This window comes from Amycolatopsis sp. NPDC006125, assembly GCF_040614195.1.
In the GTDB taxonomy this organism is placed as follows: domain Bacteria; phylum Actinomycetota; class Actinomycetes; order Mycobacteriales; family Pseudonocardiaceae; genus Amycolatopsis_E; species Amycolatopsis_E tucumanensis.
Genome location: NZ_JBEXTZ010000047.1, coordinates 43,453 through 63,750 on the forward strand (window position 1 = coordinate 43,453; position 20,298 = coordinate 63,750).

General features: G+C 71.0%; 17 protein-coding genes and 1 rRNA gene. 10 read left to right on the plus strand and 8 right to left on the minus strand.

The window, feature by feature from the left end:
• Nucleotide 1: 1 nt before the first annotated feature.
• The 3 genes from ABZ193_RS23595 to ABZ193_RS23605 are packed head-to-tail and all read left to right on the plus strand — an operon-like array spanning nucleotide 2 to nucleotide 2,683.
• Entirely contained in the window at nucleotides 2-859 is an 858-nt protein-coding gene (locus tag ABZ193_RS23595; protein ID WP_354711465.1) for an ABC transporter permease, read from the plus strand.
• 10 nt (nucleotides 860-869) lie between these two features.
• The gene (locus tag ABZ193_RS23600; RefSeq protein WP_017987041.1) at nucleotides 870-1,676 is read left to right on the plus strand and encodes an ABC transporter permease; all 807 of its coding nucleotides are present in this window, start codon (nucleotides 870-872) and stop codon (nucleotides 1,674-1,676) included.
• Nucleotides 1,677-1,729: 53 nt separating this feature from the next.
• Nucleotides 1,730-2,683 (plus strand): undecaprenyl-diphosphate phosphatase, encoded by a 954-nt coding sequence (locus ABZ193_RS23605; RefSeq protein WP_354711466.1) that lies wholly within the window; start codon nucleotides 1,730-1,732, stop codon nucleotides 2,681-2,683.
• A 36-nt stretch (nucleotides 2,684-2,719) separates the two neighbouring features.
• Here the strand turns inward: ABZ193_RS23605 and panB are convergent, their stop codons facing one another.
• From panB to ABZ193_RS23620, 3 genes are all read right to left on the minus strand, one after another.
• Nucleotides 2,720-3,580, minus strand: coding sequence for a 3-methyl-2-oxobutanoate hydroxymethyltransferase (panB, locus tag ABZ193_RS23610; RefSeq protein ID WP_017987043.1), 861 nt, complete (start codon nucleotides 3,578-3,580; stop codon nucleotides 2,720-2,722).
• Nucleotides 3,581-3,690: 110 nt separating this feature from the next.
• Nucleotides 3,691-4,512, minus strand: coding sequence for a helix-turn-helix domain-containing protein (locus tag ABZ193_RS23615; RefSeq protein ID WP_354711467.1), 822 nt, complete (start codon nucleotides 4,510-4,512; stop codon nucleotides 3,691-3,693).
• Between the two features lie 612 nt (nucleotides 4,513-5,124).
• Nucleotides 5,125-5,832, minus strand: a complete 708-nt coding sequence (locus ABZ193_RS23620) for an Asp/Glu racemase (protein ID WP_354711468.1) — start codon at nucleotides 5,830-5,832, stop codon at nucleotides 5,125-5,127.
• Nucleotides 5,833-5,903: 71 nt separating this feature from the next.
• On the opposite strand from ABZ193_RS23620, the gene ABZ193_RS23625 reads away from it, so the two are divergent.
• The gene (locus ABZ193_RS23625) at nucleotides 5,904-6,311 is read left to right on the plus strand and encodes an SRPBCC family protein (protein WP_237337633.1); all 408 of its coding nucleotides are present in this window, start codon (nucleotides 5,904-5,906) and stop codon (nucleotides 6,309-6,311) included.
• Nucleotides 6,312-6,320: 9 nt separating this feature from the next.
• Nucleotides 6,321-6,854, plus strand: coding sequence for a methylated-DNA--[protein]-cysteine S-methyltransferase (locus ABZ193_RS23630; protein ID WP_237337632.1), 534 nt, complete (start codon nucleotides 6,321-6,323; stop codon nucleotides 6,852-6,854).
• Between the two features lie 676 nt (nucleotides 6,855-7,530).
• Here ABZ193_RS23630 and ABZ193_RS23635 read toward each other — a convergent pair.
• The 3 genes from ABZ193_RS23635 to secA2 all read right to left on the minus strand — a co-directional run bounded on the left by ABZ193_RS23635 (nucleotide 7,531) and on the right by secA2 (nucleotide 12,209).
• On the minus strand, nucleotides 7,531-8,082 hold the full coding sequence (locus ABZ193_RS23635) for a DinB family protein (RefSeq protein WP_237337631.1): 552 nt from the start codon (nucleotides 8,080-8,082) through the stop codon (nucleotides 7,531-7,533).
• A gap of 65 nt (nucleotides 8,083-8,147) precedes the next feature.
• Nucleotides 8,148-9,857 carry an NAD+ synthase gene (locus tag ABZ193_RS23640; protein ID WP_354711469.1) on the minus strand — a complete coding sequence of 570 codons (1,710 nt, stop codon included), beginning with the start codon at nucleotides 9,855-9,857 and terminating at the stop codon, nucleotides 8,148-8,150.
• A 33-nt stretch (nucleotides 9,858-9,890) separates the two neighbouring features.
• Nucleotides 9,891-12,209: an accessory Sec system translocase SecA2 gene (gene secA2, locus ABZ193_RS23645; protein ID WP_354711470.1), complete on the minus strand. Its 2,319-nt coding sequence runs from the start codon at nucleotides 12,207-12,209 to the stop codon at nucleotides 9,891-9,893.
• A gap of 156 nt (nucleotides 12,210-12,365) precedes the next feature.
• Between secA2 and ABZ193_RS23650 the strand changes: the two genes are divergently transcribed.
• Nucleotides 12,366-13,916, plus strand: a complete 1,551-nt coding sequence (locus ABZ193_RS23650) for an alpha/beta hydrolase (RefSeq protein WP_354711471.1) — start codon at nucleotides 12,366-12,368, stop codon at nucleotides 13,914-13,916.
• Nucleotides 13,917-13,938: 22 nt separating this feature from the next.
• On the plus strand, nucleotides 13,939-15,492 hold the full coding sequence (locus tag ABZ193_RS23655) for an alpha/beta hydrolase (protein ID WP_237337628.1): 1,554 nt from the start codon (nucleotides 13,939-13,941) through the stop codon (nucleotides 15,490-15,492).
• Here the strand turns inward: ABZ193_RS23655 and ABZ193_RS23660 are convergent.
• Together ABZ193_RS23660 and ABZ193_RS23665 are read right to left on the minus strand one after the other, a co-directional pair.
• A complete protein-coding gene (locus ABZ193_RS23660) occupies nucleotides 15,489-16,181 on the minus strand; it encodes an LppX_LprAFG lipoprotein (RefSeq protein WP_020419696.1) in 693 nt (230 codons plus the stop codon). The two genes, ABZ193_RS23655 and ABZ193_RS23660, sit on opposite strands and share 4 nt — an antisense overlap.
• Before the next feature lie 16 nt (nucleotides 16,182-16,197).
• Nucleotides 16,198-17,148, minus strand: coding sequence for a helix-turn-helix domain-containing protein (locus tag ABZ193_RS23665; RefSeq protein WP_020419695.1), 951 nt, complete (start codon nucleotides 17,146-17,148; stop codon nucleotides 16,198-16,200).
• A gap of 70 nt (nucleotides 17,149-17,218) precedes the next feature.
• On the opposite strand from ABZ193_RS23665, the gene ABZ193_RS23670 reads away from it, so the two are divergent.
• The 3 genes from ABZ193_RS23670 to ABZ193_RS23680 form a co-directional block, all read left to right on the plus strand.
• Complete coding sequence (locus ABZ193_RS23670) at nucleotides 17,219-18,499, plus strand: MFS transporter (RefSeq protein ID WP_027936115.1); 1,281 nt, start codon at nucleotides 17,219-17,221, stop codon at nucleotides 18,497-18,499.
• Nucleotides 18,500-18,508: 9 nt separating this feature from the next.
• Nucleotides 18,509-19,852 carry a type I glutamate--ammonia ligase gene (gene glnA, locus ABZ193_RS23675; RefSeq protein WP_017987056.1) on the plus strand — a complete coding sequence of 448 codons (1,344 nt, stop codon included), beginning with the start codon at nucleotides 18,509-18,511 and terminating at the stop codon, nucleotides 19,850-19,852.
• Nucleotides 19,853-20,226: 374 nt separating this feature from the next.
• Nucleotides 20,227-20,298: ribosomal RNA gene (locus ABZ193_RS23680) — 16S ribosomal RNA — on the plus strand; the annotation flags it as partial.

Sequence of the window (20,298 nt, forward strand, 5' to 3'; positions counted from 1 at the left end):
CATGAGCATCGCCGCCAGTGTGTCGGGATTCCTCTACCGCAAACCCAGGTTGCGGCTGGGCATGCTGCTCAGCGCGCCACTGCTCTGGCTGGGCCTGGCCTACCTCAGCGCACTGGCGGCGTTGTTCGTCACCGCCTTCTGGCACACCGACACGTTCACCGGCCAGGTCGTCACCGAGTGGTCGCTGGACAACTTCGCCACCCTGTTCACCGACGAGGTCTACCGCACGATCACGTTCCGCACCCTCGGGATCGCGGTGGCCGTCACGGTGATCGACGCGGTCATCGCCTTCCCGATGGCCTTCTACATGGCCAAGTTCGCCTCGCCGCGGGCGCAGCGGATCCTGGTGATCGCCGTGATGACGCCGCTGTGGGCCAGCTACCTCGTCAAGGCGTACTCGTGGCGGGTCATGCTGTCGGGCAACGGGCTGGTCGGGTGGCTCTTCGGCGCCACCCCCGGCTACGGCCTGACCGCAACCATCCTCACGCTGTCCTACCTGTGGCTGCCGTACATGATCCTGCCGATCTACGCGGGCCTGGACCGGTTGCCGAACTCGCTGGTCGAGGCGTCGAGCGACCTGGGCGGCCGGTCGTGGCGGACGTTCCGCTCGGTGGTGCTGCCGCTGACGTTCCCCGCGATCGTGGCCGGGTCGATCTTCACGTTCTCGCTGACGCTGGGCGACTACATCACCGTCAAGATCGTCGGCGGCGCCGGCCAGATGCTCGGCAACGTCGTCTACGACAACATCGGCGCGGCGAACAACCTCCCGTTCGCGGCGACGGTCGCGACGGTGCCGGTCGTGATCATGCTCGTCTACCTCGCCGCGGTGCGCCGGACCGGTGCGCTGGACAACCTCTAGGCGGTTTCCGATGATGCTGTCCAAGAAGACCAAGTACGTCCTGCTCGCCGCGCTGGTGCTCGGGCTCGCCGTGATCTACGTGCCGCTGCTGGTGGTGCTGCTGAACTCGGTCAACAGCGACACCACCTTCGGCTGGCCGCCGTCCGGGTTCACGCTCGAATGGTGGGGCCGCGCTGCGCAGAACGAGGGTGTGCTGCGGGCGTTGTGGACCAGCCTGCAGGCGGGGCTGGCGGCCACCGCGATCGCGCTGGTGCTCGGCATGATGGCGGCGTTCGCCCTGCAGCGGTACCGGTTCTTCGGCAAGGACACGGTGTCGCTGCTGATCATCCTGCCGATCGCGCTGCCCGGGATCGTCACCGGAATCGCGCTGAACAACGCGTTCCGCACCATCCTGGGCGTCGACCTCGGCCTGTTCACCGCGATCGTCGCGCACGCCACGTTCTGCATCGTCGTGGTGTTCAACAACGTCGTCGCGCGGCTGCGGCGCATGGGCGGGAACCTCGAAGAGGCGTCGATGGACCTCGGGGCGGACGGGATCACCACGTTCCGGCTGGTCACGTTCCCGATGTTGCGGTCGGCGCTGCTCGCGGGCGGGCTGCTGGCGTTCGCGTTGTCGTTCGACGAGATCATCGTGACCACCTTCACCCTCGGTGCCGGCTTGCAGACGCTGCCGATCTGGATCCTGGACAACCTGTTCCGGCCCAACCAGGCGCCGGTGGTCAACGTGGTCGCCGCGGTGCTGATCGTCGTGTCGACAGTCCCGGTGTACCTCGCGCAGCGGCTGTCCGGTGACACGGCCAGCGGCGGGCGGCTGTAGCGCCTCAGGTATTTTCGGCGGACGGTTTCCGGCGGTCGGAAAAGAGGTCCGCGATGTCCGCTGTGACATATTTCGAGGCGATTGTCGTCGGCGCTTTGCAAGGCGTGTCGGAATTGTTTCCGGTGTCCAGCCTCGGGCACAGCATCCTCATCCCGGCGTTGCTGGGCGGTTCCTGGGCGCGGGACCTGAGCATGGGCGGCGAGTCGCCGTACCTGGCGGTGCTGGTCGCGATGCACGTCGCGACCGCGCTGGCGCTGGTGGTCTTCTACCGGCGGGACTGGGCGCGCATCGTGCGCGGGTTGTGGACTTCGGTGCGTGACCGCCGCGTGTCCGACCCCGACCAGCGGCTGGCGTGGTTGCTGGTGCTGGCGACGATCCCGGTCGGGCTGGCCGGGTTGCTGCTGGAAGGCGTGTTGCGGGACTTCCTCGGCAAACCGGTGCCGACCGCGGTGTTCCTGGCGCTCAACGGGCTCGTGCTGCTGGCCGTGGAGCGGTCCGCGCGTGCTTCCCGGCGGCCGGTCCCGGTCGCGCCGGTGCCCGAGCCGTCCGAGGTGACGCGGGACTTCTCGGCGGAGATCACGATGCCGATCCGGATCATCCGCGCCGAGGAGGCCGCCGACCGCCGCCTGGCGCGGCTCGGCGTCGGTGAGGCGGTGCTGATCGGGGCGGCGCAGATCCTCGCGTTGTTCCCCGGGATCAGCCGGTCCGGCATCACGATGGTGGCCGGCCTGCGGCGGGGTCTGTCGCACGAGGACGCCGCGCGGTTCGCGTTCCTGCTGGCCACGCCGGTGATCCTGGCCGCGGGGGTGCTGAAGCTGCCGTCGCTGTTCACGCCGGCGAACCAGGCCTCCCTCGGTCCGGCACTGGTGGGCAGCGTGGTGGCCGGGGTCGCTGCGTACCTGGCGCTGCGATTTCTGACGCGTTATTTCGAGACCCGCACGTTGACGCCGTTCGCGATTTATTGCGTGGTCGCCGGATTGGGGAGTCTCGCGTATTTCCTGGCGTGACTGCCGCCCGCCGCGGACGGCGGGCGGCAGGGGCCGTCAGTGGAAGGCGTGCTCAGGTGCGGGGAACTCGCCGCGGCGCACTTCGTCGGCGAAGGCGGCCGCGGCGCCGGAGAGTGCACCGGCGAGGTCGGCGTACCGCTTGACGAAGCGGGGCGCCTTGCCGCGGCGCAGGCCGGCCATGTCCTGCCACACCAGCACCTGGGCGTCGCAGTCCGGGCCGGCCCCGATGCCGACCGTCGGGATCTTCAGCTCGTGCGTGACCTGCTTCGCGACTTCGGCCGGCACCATCTCCATGACGACGGCGAACGCGCCGGCTTCCTGGAGCGCGAGCGCGTCGGCGATCAGGTCGGCGCCCGCCTCGCCGCGGCCCTGGACCCGGTAGCCGCCGAGGTTGTGCTCGCTCTGCGGGGTGAAGCCGATGTGGCCCATGACCGGCACGCCCGCGCCGGTGAGGGCCTCGACGTGCGGCGCGAACCGGCGGCCGCCTTCGAGTTTGACCGCGTGCGCGCGGCCTTCCTTCATGAAGCGGACGGCGGTGGCGAGGGCCTGTTCGGGGGAGAGCTGGTAGGAGCCGAACGGCAGGTCCGCGACGACGAGCGCGCGTTTCGCGGCGCGGGTGACGGCGCGGACGAGGGGGAGCAGTTCGTCGACGGTCACCGGGAGCGAGGTCTCGTAGCCGAAGACGTTGTTGGCGGCCGAGTCGCCGACGAGGAGCACCGGGATGCCGGCCTCGTCGAACAGTTCGGCCGTGTACATGTCGTAGGTGGTGAGCATGGGCCACGGCTCGCCGCGGCGCTTGAGTTCCTGCAGGTGGGGGATGCGGACCTTCTTGGCCGGGGCGCCGGAAGCCGGGCCGGAGCCGTACGGGGCCGCGGTCTCGCCGCTGGTGGTGGACATCTTCGTCGACCGTCCTTCCCTCGAGGCCCTCGTCGGGTCCCCGGGTCGTGGATCTGGGAAACCCAGCGTGACACCAGGACGTGAGGCAGCCCAAGGAGCTGCGATGAGCTTCACACGGCGGTGGTTCCGAGCAGGCGCCGGAGGGCGGCCGGCGGGTGGCCGACGTGTTCCTTGACGGTGCGGGTGAGGTGGGCCTGGTCGGCGAAGCCGAGGTCGGCCGCGAGTCCGGCCAGGTCCGTGTCGCCGGCTTCGAGGCGTTCCAGCACCAGGCCGACGCGGACCCGGTTGCGGTAGCGGGTGAGGGGCACGCCCACCTCGCGGGTGAAGGCGCGGCTGAGCCGGAACGGTGAGACGTGGAGCAGTTCGGCGAGGGAGAGGAGGGTGCCGGCGGCCGGGTGCCGTTCGACGATGGCGATGCGCGCCCTGGCGACGATGTCCCGGTCGGTGCCCCGGGCGCCGGGGTGAGGCGCGGCCTGGGTGCCGACCTGGGGTGCGGGCCCGATGGCGGCCCGGGTGAGGGCGAGCAGGCTTTCCGGCAACGCGTAGTCGGAGTCGGCCTGCCGGGTCGACGCGATGAACCGCCGATGGGCGAACTCGAGCGCGGCGTCGACGTAGACCGCCGGGGTGGCCGGCCGGTGTTCCCCGAAGAGCGAGGCCCACAGCGAGGGCGCGAACTGGATGGCGGTGCACACGTCACCGCCGCCGGGATGCGCGAAGGTCTCTTCCTCGTCGGGCAGCGAGAGGTAGCCGACGGCCGGATCGGCCTCGAAGACCCCGGCGCGCGTCCGGCGCCGGAACCAGCCGCGCCGAACGAGCACCAGTTCCGGCGAGGAGCGCCCCTCAGGAGCCGACCACCCGCGGTGCCCGCCCCCACAACGCACAAGCCGCACCACGACACCCGCGCGCGAGGCAATGGACAGAACGGCCACCATGCGCGCGACGGTACCCCGCAGGTACGACAATTCCGGGACGTCTTGGTGCGGGCGTTCTTGTCCCGGCGCCCTTGCCGCCGCGCCCCTGAGGCTCGACGCCCGGACGCTGTGCCGCTCCGGTGCACATGTCCGGCGCCCTTGGCGCCGCGTCGCGCGAGGCTGGAGGCACTGCCGCTCTGCAGTTCCGACGCCATTGGCGCCGCGCCCCGCGAAGGTCGACGCCCTACCGCCCAGGCGCCCCGGCACCGCAAGGCCCCTGCACTGCAGGGCCCAGGCACCGCAGGGTCCAGGCACCGCAGCGCCCAGGCACCCTAGGCCCTGCCGCCGCGGCATCCGGGGCTTCCCTGTGCTCAGTCACCCGGGCGTCCGCTGGGCACCCTGCCGCTCCGGCACCCGGGGCCCCGGGTGCTCAGGGCGCCAGCCGCCCCGGCGCCCGGGCACTGCGCGGTGCAAAGGGCCGGGCCCGCGGCGCTCTGCGGCCCGAACCACACGGCCTTCGCAGCCTCCCGCCCCGGTGCCCGACGCTCTACCCCCAACGTCGTGGCACTTTGTTGCGCCCGGCCGTTCGCGCGCGGCCGGCGGCGCGCCTCAGGGCTACGCCGTCGGCTGGGGTCAGCTCGCCAGCAGGTGTTGTCCCGGGCCGAGGGCCTTTTCGCCCATGCTGTGGAGCAGTGCCCACATCGTGGCTTGGTTCGCGGTGACCACGGGCTTGCCCAGCTCCCGCTCCAGCGGCGCGATCACGTCGTAAGTGGGCAGGCCGGTGCAGCTCACGAACACCGCGTCGGCCGTGGGGGTGTCGCCCTCGCGGATCAGGTCCGTCACCTCCTCGGGCTGGACGTCGGGGACCTCGTCGACCGCCAGGGCGAAACCGGTGATCCTGGTGATCTCGAACCCGTGCGCCGTCAGGTACTTGTGCAGGCGCCGGCCCACCGCGGGCGCGTACGGGTGCACCACGGCCAACCGCCACGCGCCGACGCTCCGCAGTGCGTCGACGACCGCGCCGGACGTGGTCAGCGCCCGAGGTGCGCCAGCGGCCTCCATGGCTTGCCGCAGGGCGCGTTCGCCTGCCTCACCGCCCACGAAACTGCAGGCCGTGCAGGCGTAGGCGATCGCCGCGGCGCCCGTGTCGCACAGCGCGCGGACCGGGGCCGTCAGGTACGCAGGATCGGCCAGCGCGGACACCATCGTCAGGTTGTCGTCGGCCGGGGCCTCGGCCGTCCGGCGCACCTCCAGCTCGACTCCGTCGGGCAGCCAGCGGCGGATCTCGTCGTCCCTGGTGAAGTCGAACGACGCGACCACGCCGACCCGCAGTGTGCCCATGACGCCGGGTACCCGCCGGGCAGCGCAAGAATCTTCAAGACCCCGGGCCGGCCGCGCGGCACGCTGACCGCATGGCTTCGATACGTACGGAAACCCTGATCGACACTCCTCTCGCCGTGGTCTGGGCAGCTCTCCGGGACTGGGGCGCGCTGCACGAACGCCTCGCCCCCGGCTTCGTCACCGACACGCGCCTGGACGGCACGGACCGGATCGTCACCTTCTTCGACGGCACCGTCGTGCGCGAGGTGCTGGTCGACCTCGACGACGACGCGCACCGGCTCGTCTGGTCCGTCGTCGGCGGGCCCTACAGCCACCACAACGGCGTCTCGCAGGTGTTCGCCGACGGACCGGGCCGGACCCGGTTCGTCTGGGTCGCCGACCTCCTCCCCGGAACCCTCGCGGCCCGCACCGGTGCTTTGATGGAGCAAGGCACCGCGGTCATCAAGGAGACGCTGGAGGCACAGGCCCTCCCGGCCTGAGGGGACACCATGACAGCACTGGGTTACGCGCTCTTCGACACCGCGATCGGTCACTGCGGCATCGCCTGGGGCGAGCACGGTGTGACCGGCGTCCGCCTGCCCGACGGCGCCCCCGCCACCACACGGGCCCGCCTCCGGGCCGCCTTCCCCGAGGCCGCCGAGTCGACGCCGCCGGACGAGATCCAGGCCGCCATCGACGAGATCACCGCACTCCTGCGCGGCGAGCGCCGGGACCTGCTCGGGATCGTTCTCGACTACCAGGGCGTGCCGGAGTTCAACCGCCGCGTGTACGAGATCGCGCGGAACATCCCGCCCGGACGGACCCTCACCTACGGCGACATCGCCCACCGGCTGGGCATGCCGGGTTCGGCGCAGGCCGTCGGCCAGGCGCTGGGACACAACCCCTTCCCGATCGTCGTGCCGTGCCACCGGGTGCTGGCCGCCGGGCGCCGCATGGGTGGGTTCTCCGCACGCGGTGGGGTGGAGACCAAGCGGCAGATGCTCATCATCGAAGGCGCGGACGTCCAGCCGACCCTCTTCTGACGCGGGCGCGCCCGGCCCGGGGGAGCGCGCCCGACGGGGTGGCTGGCGTGTGGGTTGTTGTTCAAGGGGTCTCCTTTGACGTTGGTTCGGGACCGGCTTGCGAAGCGCGGGACTGGGCGCGGTGGTGGGAAGGCGAGTTCTTGCGTGGCCTTCTCGTGTGGGACGGCGGCCTTCTGTGGGAGGGCGTCGTGTCGGGTCACGGTCCGACGGGTTATCCGTGGCCGCGCTCGCGTTAGGTTTCAGCGGGTATTCGGCGCGCCCGGGGGAGTGCGTCCGGTGGGGTGGCTGGCGTGTGGGTTGCGGTTCAAGGGATCTCCTTTGGAGTTGGCTCGGGACCGGGTCGTGAAGCCCGGGCCTGGGCTTGGCGGTGGGAGGCTCGGTTCTTGCGTGACCCTCTTGCGTGGGATGGCAGCCTTCCGTGGGAGGGTGCCGGGCATCGTGTCGGGTCATGGCCCGACGGGTTATCCGTGGCCGCGGTCGCGTACGGGTTTCAAGGGGCGCTCGGCGCGCATCCGTCGGGGCGGCTGGCGTGTTCTTGCGTGCGAGTGCGGCGGGCTCGTGTCGGGAGGGGTGCACGTTGCTCCCGGCGGGGCCTGCGACCGAAGCGGCGGAAACAGGCGCCGCCAACCGCTCGGTTGCGAGCGCATCGCCAGCGAGCGCAACCGCAGCAGCGTCGTCAGCCGCTGGGGGCGCGGGGCGTCAGCCACGGTCTGACGGGCCATCCCTCCGCCGCGGCCATCAGTGGCACCGCGGTCGCGCCGTCGATGTGTTCGCGCAGGATGTCCGCGTGCCCGGCGTGCCGCGCGGTTTCCTCGATCAGGTGCAGCAGCACCCACCGCACCGTCCACGCGTCCACTTCGTCCGGGAGCCACGGCACCCGCACCGGCTGCCCGACATCCGGGATCCCGGCGACGATCTCCTCGGTCTCCCTGGCCGCCGAGTCGTACGCGGTCAGCACATCGGACAGCGTTTCCCCTTCACCCACAACGAAATCCGCCACGCCATCGCTGTCCACAGGGGAACCGCGCACCGCCGCCATCCACCGTCGCTCGGTGCTCGTCACGTGTTTGATCAGCCCGCCGATGCTCAGCGCGCTCCGCGTGGGCGTCAGCCGCGCCTGCGCGTCGGTCAGACCACGGGCCGCGAGACGCAGGACATAACGCTGCTGCGCGAGAAAAGCGAGCAGGCCGTCGCGCTCGTCGGCCACCGGACGGACATTCCCAGCCATGACAACAGTTCCTTCCAGGAGGGGCATGGAGGGAATGATGGCACCCGGGTCCGACAGTTTCCGGCTCAGAACTCCCCTCCGCGCCAGCAATTCGTGATGGGCAGCCGTCGATCTCGCCCGAAAGCCTTAAAAGTTATCTTCGTACCGATCGGGTACTGGCGGCGTTTGTACTCCGCACGGTCTACCATCCGGATCACCCGATCGATCGTTTCCGGCGCGAACCCGGCCTCGACCAACTCCGCGTAACCCCGGTCGCCTTCGACGTAGTCGTCCAGGATGTCGTCCAGCAACCCGTAGTCCGGCAGGGAATCCGTGTCCAGCTGCCCCGGCCGCAGCTCCGCCGACGGCGGTTTCGCGATCGAGTTCTCCGGGATCGGCGGCACCTCACCGCGTTTCTCGGCCGCGGCGTTGCGCCACCGGGCCAGCGCCCACACCTGCGTCTTGAACACGTCCTTGATCGGCGCGAACCCGCCGACCGCGTCCCCGTACATCGTCGAGTACCCGACCGCCAGCTCGGTCTTGTTCCCGGTCGCCAGCACCAAATGTCCCTCCATATTGGACAGTGACATCAGGAGCATGCCGCGCACCCGCGCCTGGATGTTCTCCTCCGCCAGGCCCGACAGTCCGAGCTGATCCACGTAGACCCGCACCATCTCCTCGACCGGCTCCACCCGGAAGTGGCATCCCAGCCGCCGCGCCAGTTCCGCCGCGTCGTCCCGCGAATGCGCCGACGAGTACCGCGACGGCATCGACACCCCGTGCACCGAGTCCGCCCCCAGCGCGTCCACCGCCAGCGCCGCCGTCACCGCGGAGTCGATCCCGCCGGAGAACCCGAAGATCACCGAGCGGAACCCGTTCTTGTGCACGTAGTCCCGCAACCCGACGACCAGCGCCGACCACACCTCCGCCTCGTCGGACAACGGCTCGCGCACCGCAGCGGGCAAGGGTTCGTACGCCGGCGCCGGATCCGCCGACAGCACCCGCCGCCGCACCTCGAGCCCCTCGTACGTCCCCGGCACGCACTCCACCGCGTCCACGGACACATCCGCCACCAGCAGGTGCTCCACCAACTGCGGCGCCCGCGCGAGCAGCGAGCCGTCCGCGCCGACCACGAACGAGTCGCCGTCGAACACGAGGTCGTCCTGCCCGCCGACCTGGTTCGCGTAGACCAAGGGAGCGCCGGCCTCTGCCGCCCGCCGCGCGACCAGCGGCAACCGGATGTCGTCCTTGGACCGTTCGTACGGCGAGGCGTTCGGCGACACCACCACGCCGACCCCGGCCGCCCCGAGCGCGGACACCGGCCCGCCGTCCTGCCAGAGGTCCTCGCAGATCACCATGCCGATGTCGCAGCCGTGGAACCGCAGCACGTCCAGCGTCCGCCCCGCCTTGAACCACCGCTGCTCGTCGAACACGCCGTAGTTCGGCAGGTGGTGCTTGAACTGCCGCGCGACCACCTCGCCGCGCCACAGGGCGGCTGCCGCGTCACGGGGACCGACGTCGTCCAGGTCGAGATAGCCCACGTACACGAGCAGCTCGCCGCAACCCGCGTCCGCCAGCGAAGCAGCCAACGCCCGCAACGCGGAGCGCGACGCTTCCGCGAAGGTCCGCCGCAACGCGAGGTCCTCGACCGGGTACCCGGTCAGCGACATCTCGGGGAACACGACGACGTGCGCCCCCGCCTCGGCGGCCTTGCGGGCCCACGTCACGGTTTGCGCCGCGTTGGCCGTGAGGTCGCCGACGGTCGGGTTCACCTGGGCCAGCGCGATCCGGAGCATGACCTCATTGTCGGCCACGCCCCGGATGCCCGCTCAGTTCTTCTTGCGCCGCAACAGGCTGCGCACCTGCCGCAGCGTCTCCTCGAAGCCCGCGTCGAACGGCGCGTCGTGCACCAGGTACGTCCACGTCGAGCTGGCCCGCCGCACGCCGGAGGCCGCCAGGTCGATCCCGTCGTCGCCGATCTCCGCGTCGGCGAGCGTCTCGGCGGACCGCTCCTTGATCGCGGGCACGATCTTGCGGAACTCCGGGATCGCGATGCGGTGGAACTCGTCCAGCGGCGTCTCCCGCGCCAGCGCGCGCAGGTGGATGCTCTCCCGCACGTCGGTGAGGAACGCGAGGTGGTCCGACCACATCTGGTCCAGGTGGTACAGCATGATCTCGCGGCAGACCTGCTTCGCCTTCTCCTCGCCGACCTTCTCGGTCAGCTCGTCGTAGCGCTTCTCGCCGGACAGCGCCTCCGCGGCCGCGTCGGTCCGGAGCAGCTCGTCGCGGTACTCCAGCAACTCGCGCCGCTGGTGCTCGATCAGCCGCGTGTAGCGCCAGGTGTTGCGGTGGATCTCCAGGTCGACGCCCTCGGCGACGCGCTGCGCGTGGTCGATGTGGCGCTTGGCCGCCGGGTCGGTGATCTCGCCCGAGTCGTCCGCGTCGATGCCATCGGGCACGTCCGGCGCGTTCGACGTGACCAGCTCGTCGTTCAGGCTCGCGAAGAACACCGCGCTGCCCGGGTCGCCCTGGCGGCCGGACCGGCCGCGCAACTGGCCGTCCAGACGGCTCGACGGGTACCGCGCGGTGCCGATGACGTGCAGACCGCCCAGCTCGGCGACGCGTTCGCGGTCCTTGCCGTCCGCGCCGCCCAGCCGGATGTCGGTGCCGCGGCCCGCCATCTGGGTGGACACGGTGATCGCGCCGAACTTGCCCGCCTCGGCGATGATCGCGGCTTCCTCGGCGTCGTTGCGCGCGTTGAGGACGACACACGGCAGGTCGGCCTTCGCCAGCTTCTCGGCGAGCTCCTCGGACTCCGCGACGTCCTGCGTGCCGACGAGGATCGGCCGCCCGGTCTCGTGCACCTCGCGGATCTCCTTGACGATCGCGCGCAGCTTGTGCGACGGCGAGGCGAAGATCCGGTCGTCGAGGTCCTCGCGGACGTTCGGCTTGTTCGGCGGGATGACCGCCACTTCGAGCTGGTAGAACTCGCGCAACTGCTCGGCGACCGCGACCGCGGTGCCGGTCATGCCCGCGACCTGCGGGTACCGGGCGATCAGGGCCTGCACGGTGATCGAGTCCAGGATCTCGCCGCGGTCGGTGGGCGCGACCTGCTCCTTCGCCTCGACCGCGGCCTGCAGCCCGTCCGGCCAGCGCTGCAGCTCGGCGACCCGGCCGCGGGAGGCGTTGATCAGCTCGACCTTGCCCTCGCGCACCAGGTAGTCGACGTCGCGGGTGAGCAGCGCGTGCGCGTGCAGGGCGACGTTGACGGCGGCCAGCCGCTCGGAGCCGGACTCGCTGTACAGGTCGACCCCGCCGAGCGCCTTCTCCACGACGGACGCGCCGGCCGTGGTCAGCCACGCGTTGCGGCCGTCGGTGTCGGTCTCGTAGTGCAGGCCCAGCCGCAGCCGCCGGACCACGTTGGCGACCTCGGTGTCGGCGACCGCCTGGTCCACCGAACCGGCCATGACCAGCGGGACCCGCGCCTCGTCGACCAGCACCGAGTCGGCCTCGTCGATGATCGCGACCTCCGGGGCGGGCTGGACGACGTCCTCGGCGCGGGTGACGAGCCGGTCGCGCAGCATGTCGAACCCGATCTCGCTGACCGCGCCGTAGGTGACCTCGGCGTCGTAGGCCGCGCGCCGCTCCTCGCGGGTGAGGCTGCCGTCGACCCAGCCGACGGTGACGCCGAGCAGGTCGTACACCGGCTTCATCCACTCGCCGTCGCGGCGGGCCAGGTAGTCGTTGACGGAGATGACGTGCACGCGCTTGCCCTGCAGCGCGTACCCCGCGGCCGCCAGCGCGCCCGCCAGCGTCTTGCCCTCACCGGTCTGCATCTGCACGACGTGCCCGGACAGCAGGCCCATCGTGCCGAGCAGCTGCACGTCGAACGCGCGCTCGTCCAGCGCCCGCCGCGCGGCTTCGCGGCCGAGCGCGCACAGCTCCACCAGCTGCGAGTCGCCGAGCTCGGCCTCCAGGCGGAGCTTGCCCGCGCGCTCGGTCAGCTCCGCGTCGCTCAGGGCCTCCAGCTCGGGTTCGAGCGCCTCGATGTCCGGCAGCAGCGCCTCGTACTTGGTCAGCTCGACGCTGCCCGGTCGCTCGATGAGCTTGCGCAGCCGCTTGCCCATCCGGCTGATCAGTGCTGGCACCCGTGGTCTCCTGTCCTTCTCGCGCGCAACCCACCAGCCAACGAGGTGGCGGTGCACCTGTGTTCCCACTCAGGATGGCACGATCACGACGTGCGCTTCCTTCAGCGAGCCAGGTCCCGGTCCATACGAGCCGCCGTCCTCGGCGCCTGCCTGCTGGTGCCGGTCGCGGCCTGCACCTCGCCGGAGCCCACGCCGGCTCCCGCGCCGACGGCGACCACCGAGTCGGCCGGCCCGGCCGGGGCAGTGCCCGCCGGGCTGGAGCGGTTCTACGCACAGCCGTTGACCTGGGGCGACTGTGCACCTTACGCGACTTCGGACGACATCAGGTCCGCCTTCCGCGCTGATGCTCTCCAGTGCGCCCGGCTGACCGTGCCGCTGGACTACACGAAGCCGCAGGGCGACACGATCACGATCGGCGTGCTCCGGCAGAAGGCGACGGGCGACCGGCTCGGGGCGCTCGTGCTCAACCCGGGCGGCCCCGGCGCCTCCGGCATGTACGCCGCCGCCGGCCTCGCGCCGCGGGTCGCGAACACCGACCTCGGCAAGCGCTTCGACATCGTCGGCTTCGACCCGCGCGGAATCGGCGCCAGCGAACCCGACGTGACCTGCCTGACCGACGCGGAGCGGGACGAGCAGCGCGCCGAGGACCTCGAGGCCGACGGCAGCCCGGCAGGCGTGGCCCGGCAGGACGCCGAGTCCAAGGAATTCGCCGACAAGTGCGCCGAGCGGACCCGGTTCGGCACCGCGATGCTCGCGAACCTCGGCACCCGCGACGTCGTCAAGGACATGGACGTCCTGCGGTCGGCGCTGGGCGAGGAGAAGCTGACCTACCTCGGCTACTCCTACGGCACGCGGATCGGCTACACCTACGCCGAAGCGTTCCCGCAGAACGTGCGCGCCATGGTCCTCGACGGCGCGCTGGACCCGAGCCAGGACGAGGTCGAGTCGCTGGTCGCGCAGGGGCAGGGCTTCGGCGTCGCGTTCAACGACTTCGCCAGGTGGTGCGCCGCCCGCCGCGACTGCGCGCTCGGCACCGACCCGGCCGGCGCGACCCGGGCCTTCCAGAACCTGGTGCGGCCGCTGATCGAGAACCCGGTCCGCCTCCGCGACGGCCGGGTCCTCAGCTACGACGACGCCACGCTCGGCGCGATCCAGGCGTTGTACTCGCAGCAGTTGTGGGCGCCGCTGAACGCCGGGCTCAACGAGCTGAAGAGCGGCCAGGGCACCACGTTGATGGCGCTGGCCGACCAGTACAACGAGCGCGACGCCAGCGGCAACTACGCCAACACGCAGGACGCCTTCACCGCGATCCGCTGCGTCGACGACCCGCCGGTGACCGACCGCGCCGAGATCCTCGAGGCGGAGAACCGCTACGACCAGGTGGCGCCCTTCCTCGACGACGGCAGGCCCAACGGTGCCGCGCTCGACCCGTGCGCGTTCTGGCCAGTGCCCAACACCTCGGAGCCGCACGAGCCGAACGTCGCCGGCGTGCCGCCGGTCCTGGTGATCTCGACCACGAACGATCCAGCCACCCCGTACCAGGCGGGGGTGAACCTCGCGAAGGCGATGAAGGGCGCGCTGCTGACGTTCGAGGGCACCCAGCACACCGTCTTCCTGCAGGGAGTCGACTGCGTGGACGACATCGGCACCGCCTACCTGATCGACGGGACCCTGCCTGCGGAAGGCGCGCGCTGTACCTCTCGGTGACCGGACTGGCACGATGTGAGAGATGCGTTTTCCCCGCCGCCGGAGGCTGCTCGCCGCGGGCCTGCTGGCCGTCACGCTGACTGCGTGCACCACGCAGGCCACCGCGCCGCCGCCGTCACCCTCGCCGGTGGCGGACGTCCACGCGCTCGACCGCTTCTACGACCAGCGGCTCGCGTGGGGTGACTGCGCGGCGTACGCGACGGGGCAGCAGAGCGCGGAGGCGTTCCGCACGCCCGGTGTGGAGTGCGCCCGGCTGACCGTTCCGCTGGACTACGCGAACCCGCGCGGCGAGACGATCACCGTCGGCGTGCTGCGGCACAAGGCGCTCGACCCGGCCCACCGCATCGGCTCGCTGGTCATGAACCCGGGCGGCCCTGGCGGTTCCGGCATGGAAGCGGCCGCCCGGCTGGTGCCGACGGTGTCGAACAACGCGATCGGCCTGCGGTTCGACTTCGTCGGCTTCGATCCGCGCGGGGTCGGCGCGAGCCAGCCGCGCGTGCAGTGCCTGACCGACGCCGAACGCGACGCCGAACGGGCGGGCAACCCGGGCGCCTCGGACGCCGCGTGGACCGGGGAGGCGAAGGACTTCGCGGCGAAGTGCGCCCAGCGCACCGAGCACGGCGACGCGATGCTGGCGAACATGGGCACGCGGGACGTGGTCAAAGACCTCGACGTCCTGCGGGCCGCGCTGGGCGAGGCGAAGCTGAGCTACCTCGGCTACTCCTACGGCACCCAGATCGGCTACAGCTACGCCGAGGCGTTCCCGGAGCGGGTCCGCGCGTTGCTGCTGGACGGCGCGATCGACCCGGCGGCGACCGATCCGGATTCGCTGGTCGCGCAGGGCGCCGGGTTCTCCCGCGCGTTCGGCGAGTTCGCCGCCGAGTGCGCGCGCCACGACGGCTGCGCGCTGGGCCGGGACCCGGCGAAGGCGGCGGCCGAGTTCCAGAACCTGGTCCAGCCGCTGGTCGGCGCTCCGGCGAAGACCGGCGACGGCAGGCGGCTGTCCTACCGGGACGCCATCACGGGCGTGGTCGAGGCGATGTACTCAAGCCAGTCCTGGCCGTTCCTCAACACCGGGCTCGGCCTGCTGCGCGGCGGTGACGGCTCGGTCCTGCTCCGGCTCGCCGACGGCTACTACGAGCGCGACGCGGACGGGCGGTACTCGTCGCTGCAGGACGCCTATTACGCCGTGCGCTGCGTGGACAACCCGCGTGCGGTCGATCCGGCGGTGTCCCGGCAGCGGATGGTCGACGCCGCGCCGTTCCTCGGCTGGGGCCGCCCCGACCAGGGCGAACTCGACGTGTGCGCGAGCTGGCCGGTGCCCAGCACGTCCCAGCCGCACCGGCCGACGGTCACCTCCGCCGCGCCACCACTGGTCATCTCGACGACCGGCGACCCGGTCACCCCGTACCAGGCCGGCGTCACCCTCGCGAACCTCTTCCACGGCGGGCTGCTCACCGTCGACGGCACCCAGCACACCGCGTTCCTGCACGGCAACATGTGCGTCGACGTCGCCGGACTGGACTACCTGGTGGACGGCTCCCAGCCGGCCCCGGGCACCCGCTGCCAGGCCTAACCGCCGGTGGACGTCCCGACGGGCACGTTCTGGTCGGACAGCGCCAGTTCCAGCTGGATGGCGCCCTCGTTCGGCTGCCGCGGCGGCACCTGGATCCAGACGCGCACCAGGTTGCGCGGCTCGGCCTTGGTGACCCAGAACTTGATGTCCACGTCGGCCTGGATGCCGGGGATGACGCTGGAGATGACGTCCTTCGCCAGCTCGCCGGTGACCCGGTAGGCCTCGACGCCGAGGACGTCCTCCTTCGTCTCCGTCTTCAGCGCGGTCGCCTCCGACATCAGCTTGGGCAGGCCGCGCTCGGAGTCGAGCAGCGTCATCGGGTTGTAGTCGGCGGGCACGGGGGCCTGCCGCTGCTGGCCCTTGGTGTCGGTGAGGAACAGCGTCTCACCGACGAGCACGTAGTCCAGCTCGAACCGGTCCGCCGAGGCCTGCACGTCGGCCTGCCCGATCGCGGTGCCGTGCGGCCCGCCGTCCTTGCTGGCCTGCCCCTTGACCTCGCGGATGTCCAGGCCGGGGATGGTCGAGCTGACGCTGAAGTCGAACCGCACGCTGCGGATCCCGTTCAGGCTCGTCTCGGCGGCGTCCACGAGCGCGCGCCCGTCGGGGAGCGGTTCCTCTGGCGCGGCCGAACAGGCGGTGGACAGCGCCAGGACCAGGGCGAGGACACCGGCGGTGCGTCGGCGGAGCATGCGTCCAAGGTAGCGATCAGCGGCGGGCGAAGGTCCGGCGGTATGCCAGCGGAGCGACGCCGATCGCCGCGTTGAGGTGCTGCCGCAGCGAAGCCGCGGTGCCCAGCCCCGACTCGGCCGCGACCCGGTCGACGGGCAGATCCGTGGTCTCCAGCAGGTGGCGGGCGTGCAGCACCCGCTGCTGGTTCAGCCATGCCCGCGGCGACTGCCCGGTCTCCGCGCGGAAGCGGCGGCTGAAGGTGCGCACGCTCATGCCCGCGTGCTTCGCGAGCGCGGCCAGGTCGAGCGGTTCGCCGAGCCGCTCCAGCACCCACGCGCGCGTCGCGGCGGTGCTGCCGTCGGCCTCGGGCAGTGGCTGCTCGATGAACTGCGACTGCCCGCCGTCGCGCCACGGCGGCACCACGCAGTAGCGGGCGACGTGGTTGGCGACCGCGCTGCCGTGGTCGGACCGCACGAGGTGCAGGCACAGGTCCACGCCGGCGGCCAGCCCCGCGGAGGTCAGAACGTCGCCGTCGTCCACGAACAACACGTTCTCGTCCAGGTCGACCTGCGGGTAGAGGCGCCGGAAGGCGGGCGCGTGCGCCCAGTGGGTGGTCGCGCGGCGGCCGTCGAGCACGCCGGCGGCGGCCAGCACGAAGGCGCCGGTGCAGATCGACACGAGCCGCGCCGATGACGGGATCCGGGCCAGCGCCGCGGCCAGGTCGGGCGGCAGCACGCCATCGCGCCGCGGCCCGTGCACGCGGGTGCCGGGGATGACGACGGTGTCGGCGTCCTCCAGTGCTTCCGGGCCGTGGCCGAGCTGCGCGTCGTAGCCGTGGCTGACCCGCACCGGCCGGTCGTTGACCCCGCAAACCCGCACGTCGTAGAGCGGTTCGCCGTCCTGTGCCGCGGTGCCGAACACGAGCGGCGCGATGTTCAGGTCGTACCCGACCACTTCGGAGACCGCGAGGACCACAACCCGGTGCATGGCCGGATTCTTGCACATATTGGCGCTCCGGCCACTCGTCCGGGTGATCGCGGTCGGCGAGCATGTACCGGTGACAAGAACGAAGTCGCGCATCCACCCGGCCTGGTTCGTCGCCTTCGCGGCCTTCGTCGCGCTGGTCGGCGCCGCCGGGTTCCGCGCCACCCCCGGCGTGCTGATCGACCCGCTGCACGAGGAGTTCGGCTGGTCGACGGCCACGATCTCGGCCGCCGTGTCGATCAACCTCCTGCTCTACGGCCTGACCGCGCCGTTCGCCGCTGCGCTGATGGAGCGCCTCGGCATGCGCAAGGTCGTGACCGGCGCGCTGGTCCTGGTCGCGGCGGGCAGCGGTCTGACGGTGTTCATGACCGCGAGCTGGCAGCTGCTGTTGTGCTGGGGCGTGCTGGTCGGGCTGGGGACCGGCTCGATGGCGCTGGCGTTCGTCGCGACCGTGACCGCGCGCTGGTTCGTCCGCCACCGCGGCCTGGTCAGCGGCATCCTGACCGCCGCGGGCGCGGCCGGGCAGCTGGTGTTCCTGCCTCTGCTCGCCGCGATCGCCACGAACGACGGCTGGCGGACCGCGTCGCTGGTGGTGTCCTTCGCCGCGCTCGCGGTCGTGCCGATCACCCTGATCTTCCTGCGCGACCACCCGAGCGAGATCGGCCTGACCGCGTACGGCGCGACCGAGGCCGAGGAGTTGCCGCCGTCGACTGGAGCGGCCCGGCGCGCGCTGCAGGTGCTGGGGCAGGCCGCGAAGACGCGGGCGTTCTGGCTGCTCGCCGGCGGGTTCGCGATCTGCGGGGCCTCCACCAACGGCCTGATCCAGACCCACTTCGTGCCCGCGGCGCACGAGCACGGGATGCCGCCGACAACCGCGGCCTCGCTGCTCGCGCTGGTCGGCATCTTCGACGTGGCAGGCACGATCGCCTCCGGCTGGCTCACCGACCGCGTCAACCCGCGGATCCTGCTCGGCGTGTACTACTTCCTGCGCGGCGCGTCGCTCATCGTGCTGCCGCACCTGTTCGCGCCCACCACCGAGCCGCCGATGTGGGCTTTCATCATCTTCTACGGCCTGGACTGGGTCGCCACGGTGCCGCCGACGGTGGCGCTGGCGCGTGAGCACTTCGGCCTGAGCGGTCCCATCGTGTTCGGCTGGGTCTTCGCGTCCCACCAGGTCGGCGCGTCGATCGCCGCGGTGGGCGCCGGCCTGATCCACGACCACGCCGGGAGTTACGACCTCGCGTGGTACATCTCGGGCGGATTGTGCGCGCTGGCTGCGGTGATGTCGCTGGTCATTCCCTCCGTCAGGGCAACACCGGAACCACGAAACATGCCGTTAACACGCCATGCGTAGGGTGCGGCCATGGATCGCCAGCAGGAGTTCGTGCTGCGCACGCTGGAAGAACGTGACATCCGGTTCGTCCGTCTGTGGTTCACCGACGTACTCGGTTTCCTGAAGTCGGTGGCGGTGGCCCCCGCCGAGCTGGAGGGCGCCTTCAGCGACGGGATCGGGTTCGACGGATCGGCCATCGAAGGCTTCGCGCGCGTCTACGAATCGGACATGGTCGCGAAGCCCGACCCGTCGACGTTCCAGGTGCTGCCCTGGGAGACCCCGGAGGGCGGGCACTACTCCGCGCGGATGTTCTGCGACATCGCGATGCCCGACGGGTCGCCGTCCTGGGCCGACCCGCGGCACGTGCTGCGGCGCCAGCTGTCGAAGGCGGGGGAGGCCGGGTTCACCTGCTACGTGCACCCGGAGATCGAGTTCTTCCTGCTCTCGTCGTTGCCGTCGGACGGCAGCGAGCCGGAGCCCGCGGACAACGGCGGGTACTTCGACCAGGCCAGTCACGCCACGGCGACGCACTTCCGCCGCCACGCCATCGAGGCGCTGGAGGCGATGGGCATCTCGGTCGAGTTCAGCCACCACGAGGGCGCGCCGGGGCAGCAGGAGATCGACCTGCGCTACGCCGACGCGCTGACCATGGCCGACAACGTCATGACGTTCCGGTATGTGGTCAAGGAGGTCGCGCTGACCCAGGGGGTGCGTGCGACGTTCATGCCGAAACCGTTCACCGAGCAGCCCGGCTCGGGGATGCACACGCACGTGTCGTTGTTCGAGGGCGACCGCAACGCGTTCCACAACCCGGAAGACCCGTACGAGTTGTCCGAGACGGGCAAGGCCTTCGTCGCCGGCCTGCTCCACCACGCGCGGGAGATCTCCGCCGTCACCAACCAGTGGGTGAACTCGTACAAGCGGCTGATCAGCGGGGGAGAGGCGCCGACCACGGTGTCGTGGGGCCGGGCGAACCGGTCCGCGCTGGTGCGGGTGCCGAACTACTCGCCGGGCAAGGCGTCGTCGCGACGGGTCGAGATCCGCACGATCGACTCCGCCTGCAACCCCTATCTGGCGTACTCGGTCGTGATCGCCGCCGGGTTGAAGGGGATCGAGAAGGGCTACGAGCTGCCGCCGGCGGCCGAGGACAACATCTGGTCGATGAGCGACGCCGAGCGCCGCGCGGCCGGGTACGACCAGCTGCCGCAGAACCTCGGCGAGGCTCTCGCCGAGATGGAGAAGTCCGAGCTGCTGCCCGACGCGCTCGGCGAGCACGTCTACGACTTCTTCCTCCGGAACAAGCGCGCCGAGTGGGACGCCTACCGGCGCTCGGTCACGCCGTACGAGCTCAAGACGCTCCTGCCGGTGCTCTGACCAGGGGAAATGCCGTTAAGGGACCCCCCTGTTTCAGGGGGGTTCCGGGGCATGTAATCTTCTCTTCGTCGCCAGGGAGACCGGGACGACGGGGCCGAAAGCCCCGGCGGACGGACCAGGGTCGGGCGGTGTTGACACCGCGAACCGAACCGGGTAAAGTTCTTGGTCGGCCCGCGGGTGGGTCGCCAACCACTACTACTAAACCAGTAGGGTTGCTGACGCCCTCCGCGAGAACACAAAAGCTTTATAGAAGCAGCAGCTTCGTGTTGTTTGAGAACTCAACAGTGTATTGATGAGCTAAAGCCAGTTGATTAGCTAGAACCCTTTGTGGGTTCCTTTGAGGCTATGAGAATAGCCGGATCGATTTTCTAGCATTGTTGGAGAGTTTGATCCTGGCTCAGGACGAACGCTGGCGGCGTGCTTAACACATGCAAGTCGAACGCTGA

Coding starts and splice junctions, on each gene's coding strand:
- ABZ193_RS23595 (WP_354711465.1), top strand. CDS start 2: ATGAGCATCGCCGCCAGTGTGTCGGGATTCCTCTACCGCAAACCCAGG.
- ABZ193_RS23600 (WP_017987041.1), top strand. CDS start 870: ATGATGCTGTCCAAGAAGACCAAGTACGTCCTGCTCGCCGCGCTGGTG.
- ABZ193_RS23605 (WP_354711466.1), top strand. CDS start 1,730: ATGTCCGCTGTGACATATTTCGAGGCGATTGTCGTCGGCGCTTTGCAA.
- panB (WP_017987043.1), bottom strand. CDS start 3,580: ATGTCCACCACCAGCGGCGAGACCGCGGCCCCGTACGGCTCCGGCCCG.
- ABZ193_RS23615 (WP_354711467.1), bottom strand. CDS start 4,512: ATGGTGGCCGTTCTGTCCATTGCCTCGCGCGCGGGTGTCGTGGTGCGG.
- ABZ193_RS23620 (WP_354711468.1), bottom strand. CDS start 5,832: ATGGGCACACTGCGGGTCGGCGTGGTCGCGTCGTTCGACTTCACCAGG.
- ABZ193_RS23625 (WP_237337633.1), top strand. CDS start 5,904: ATGGCTTCGATACGTACGGAAACCCTGATCGACACTCCTCTCGCCGTG.
- ABZ193_RS23630 (WP_237337632.1), top strand. CDS start 6,321: ATGACAGCACTGGGTTACGCGCTCTTCGACACCGCGATCGGTCACTGC.
- ABZ193_RS23635 (WP_237337631.1), bottom strand. CDS start 8,082: ATGGCTGGGAATGTCCGTCCGGTGGCCGACGAGCGCGACGGCCTGCTC.
- ABZ193_RS23640 (WP_354711469.1), bottom strand. CDS start 9,857: ATGCTCCGGATCGCGCTGGCCCAGGTGAACCCGACCGTCGGCGACCTC.
- ABZ193_RS23655 (WP_237337628.1), top strand. CDS start 13,939: ATGCGTTTTCCCCGCCGCCGGAGGCTGCTCGCCGCGGGCCTGCTGGCC.
- ABZ193_RS23660 (WP_020419696.1), bottom strand. CDS start 16,181: ATGCTCCGCCGACGCACCGCCGGTGTCCTCGCCCTGGTCCTGGCGCTG.
- ABZ193_RS23665 (WP_020419695.1), bottom strand. CDS start 17,148: ATGCACCGGGTTGTGGTCCTCGCGGTCTCCGAAGTGGTCGGGTACGAC.
- glnA (WP_017987056.1), top strand. CDS start 18,509: ATGGATCGCCAGCAGGAGTTCGTGCTGCGCACGCTGGAAGAACGTGAC.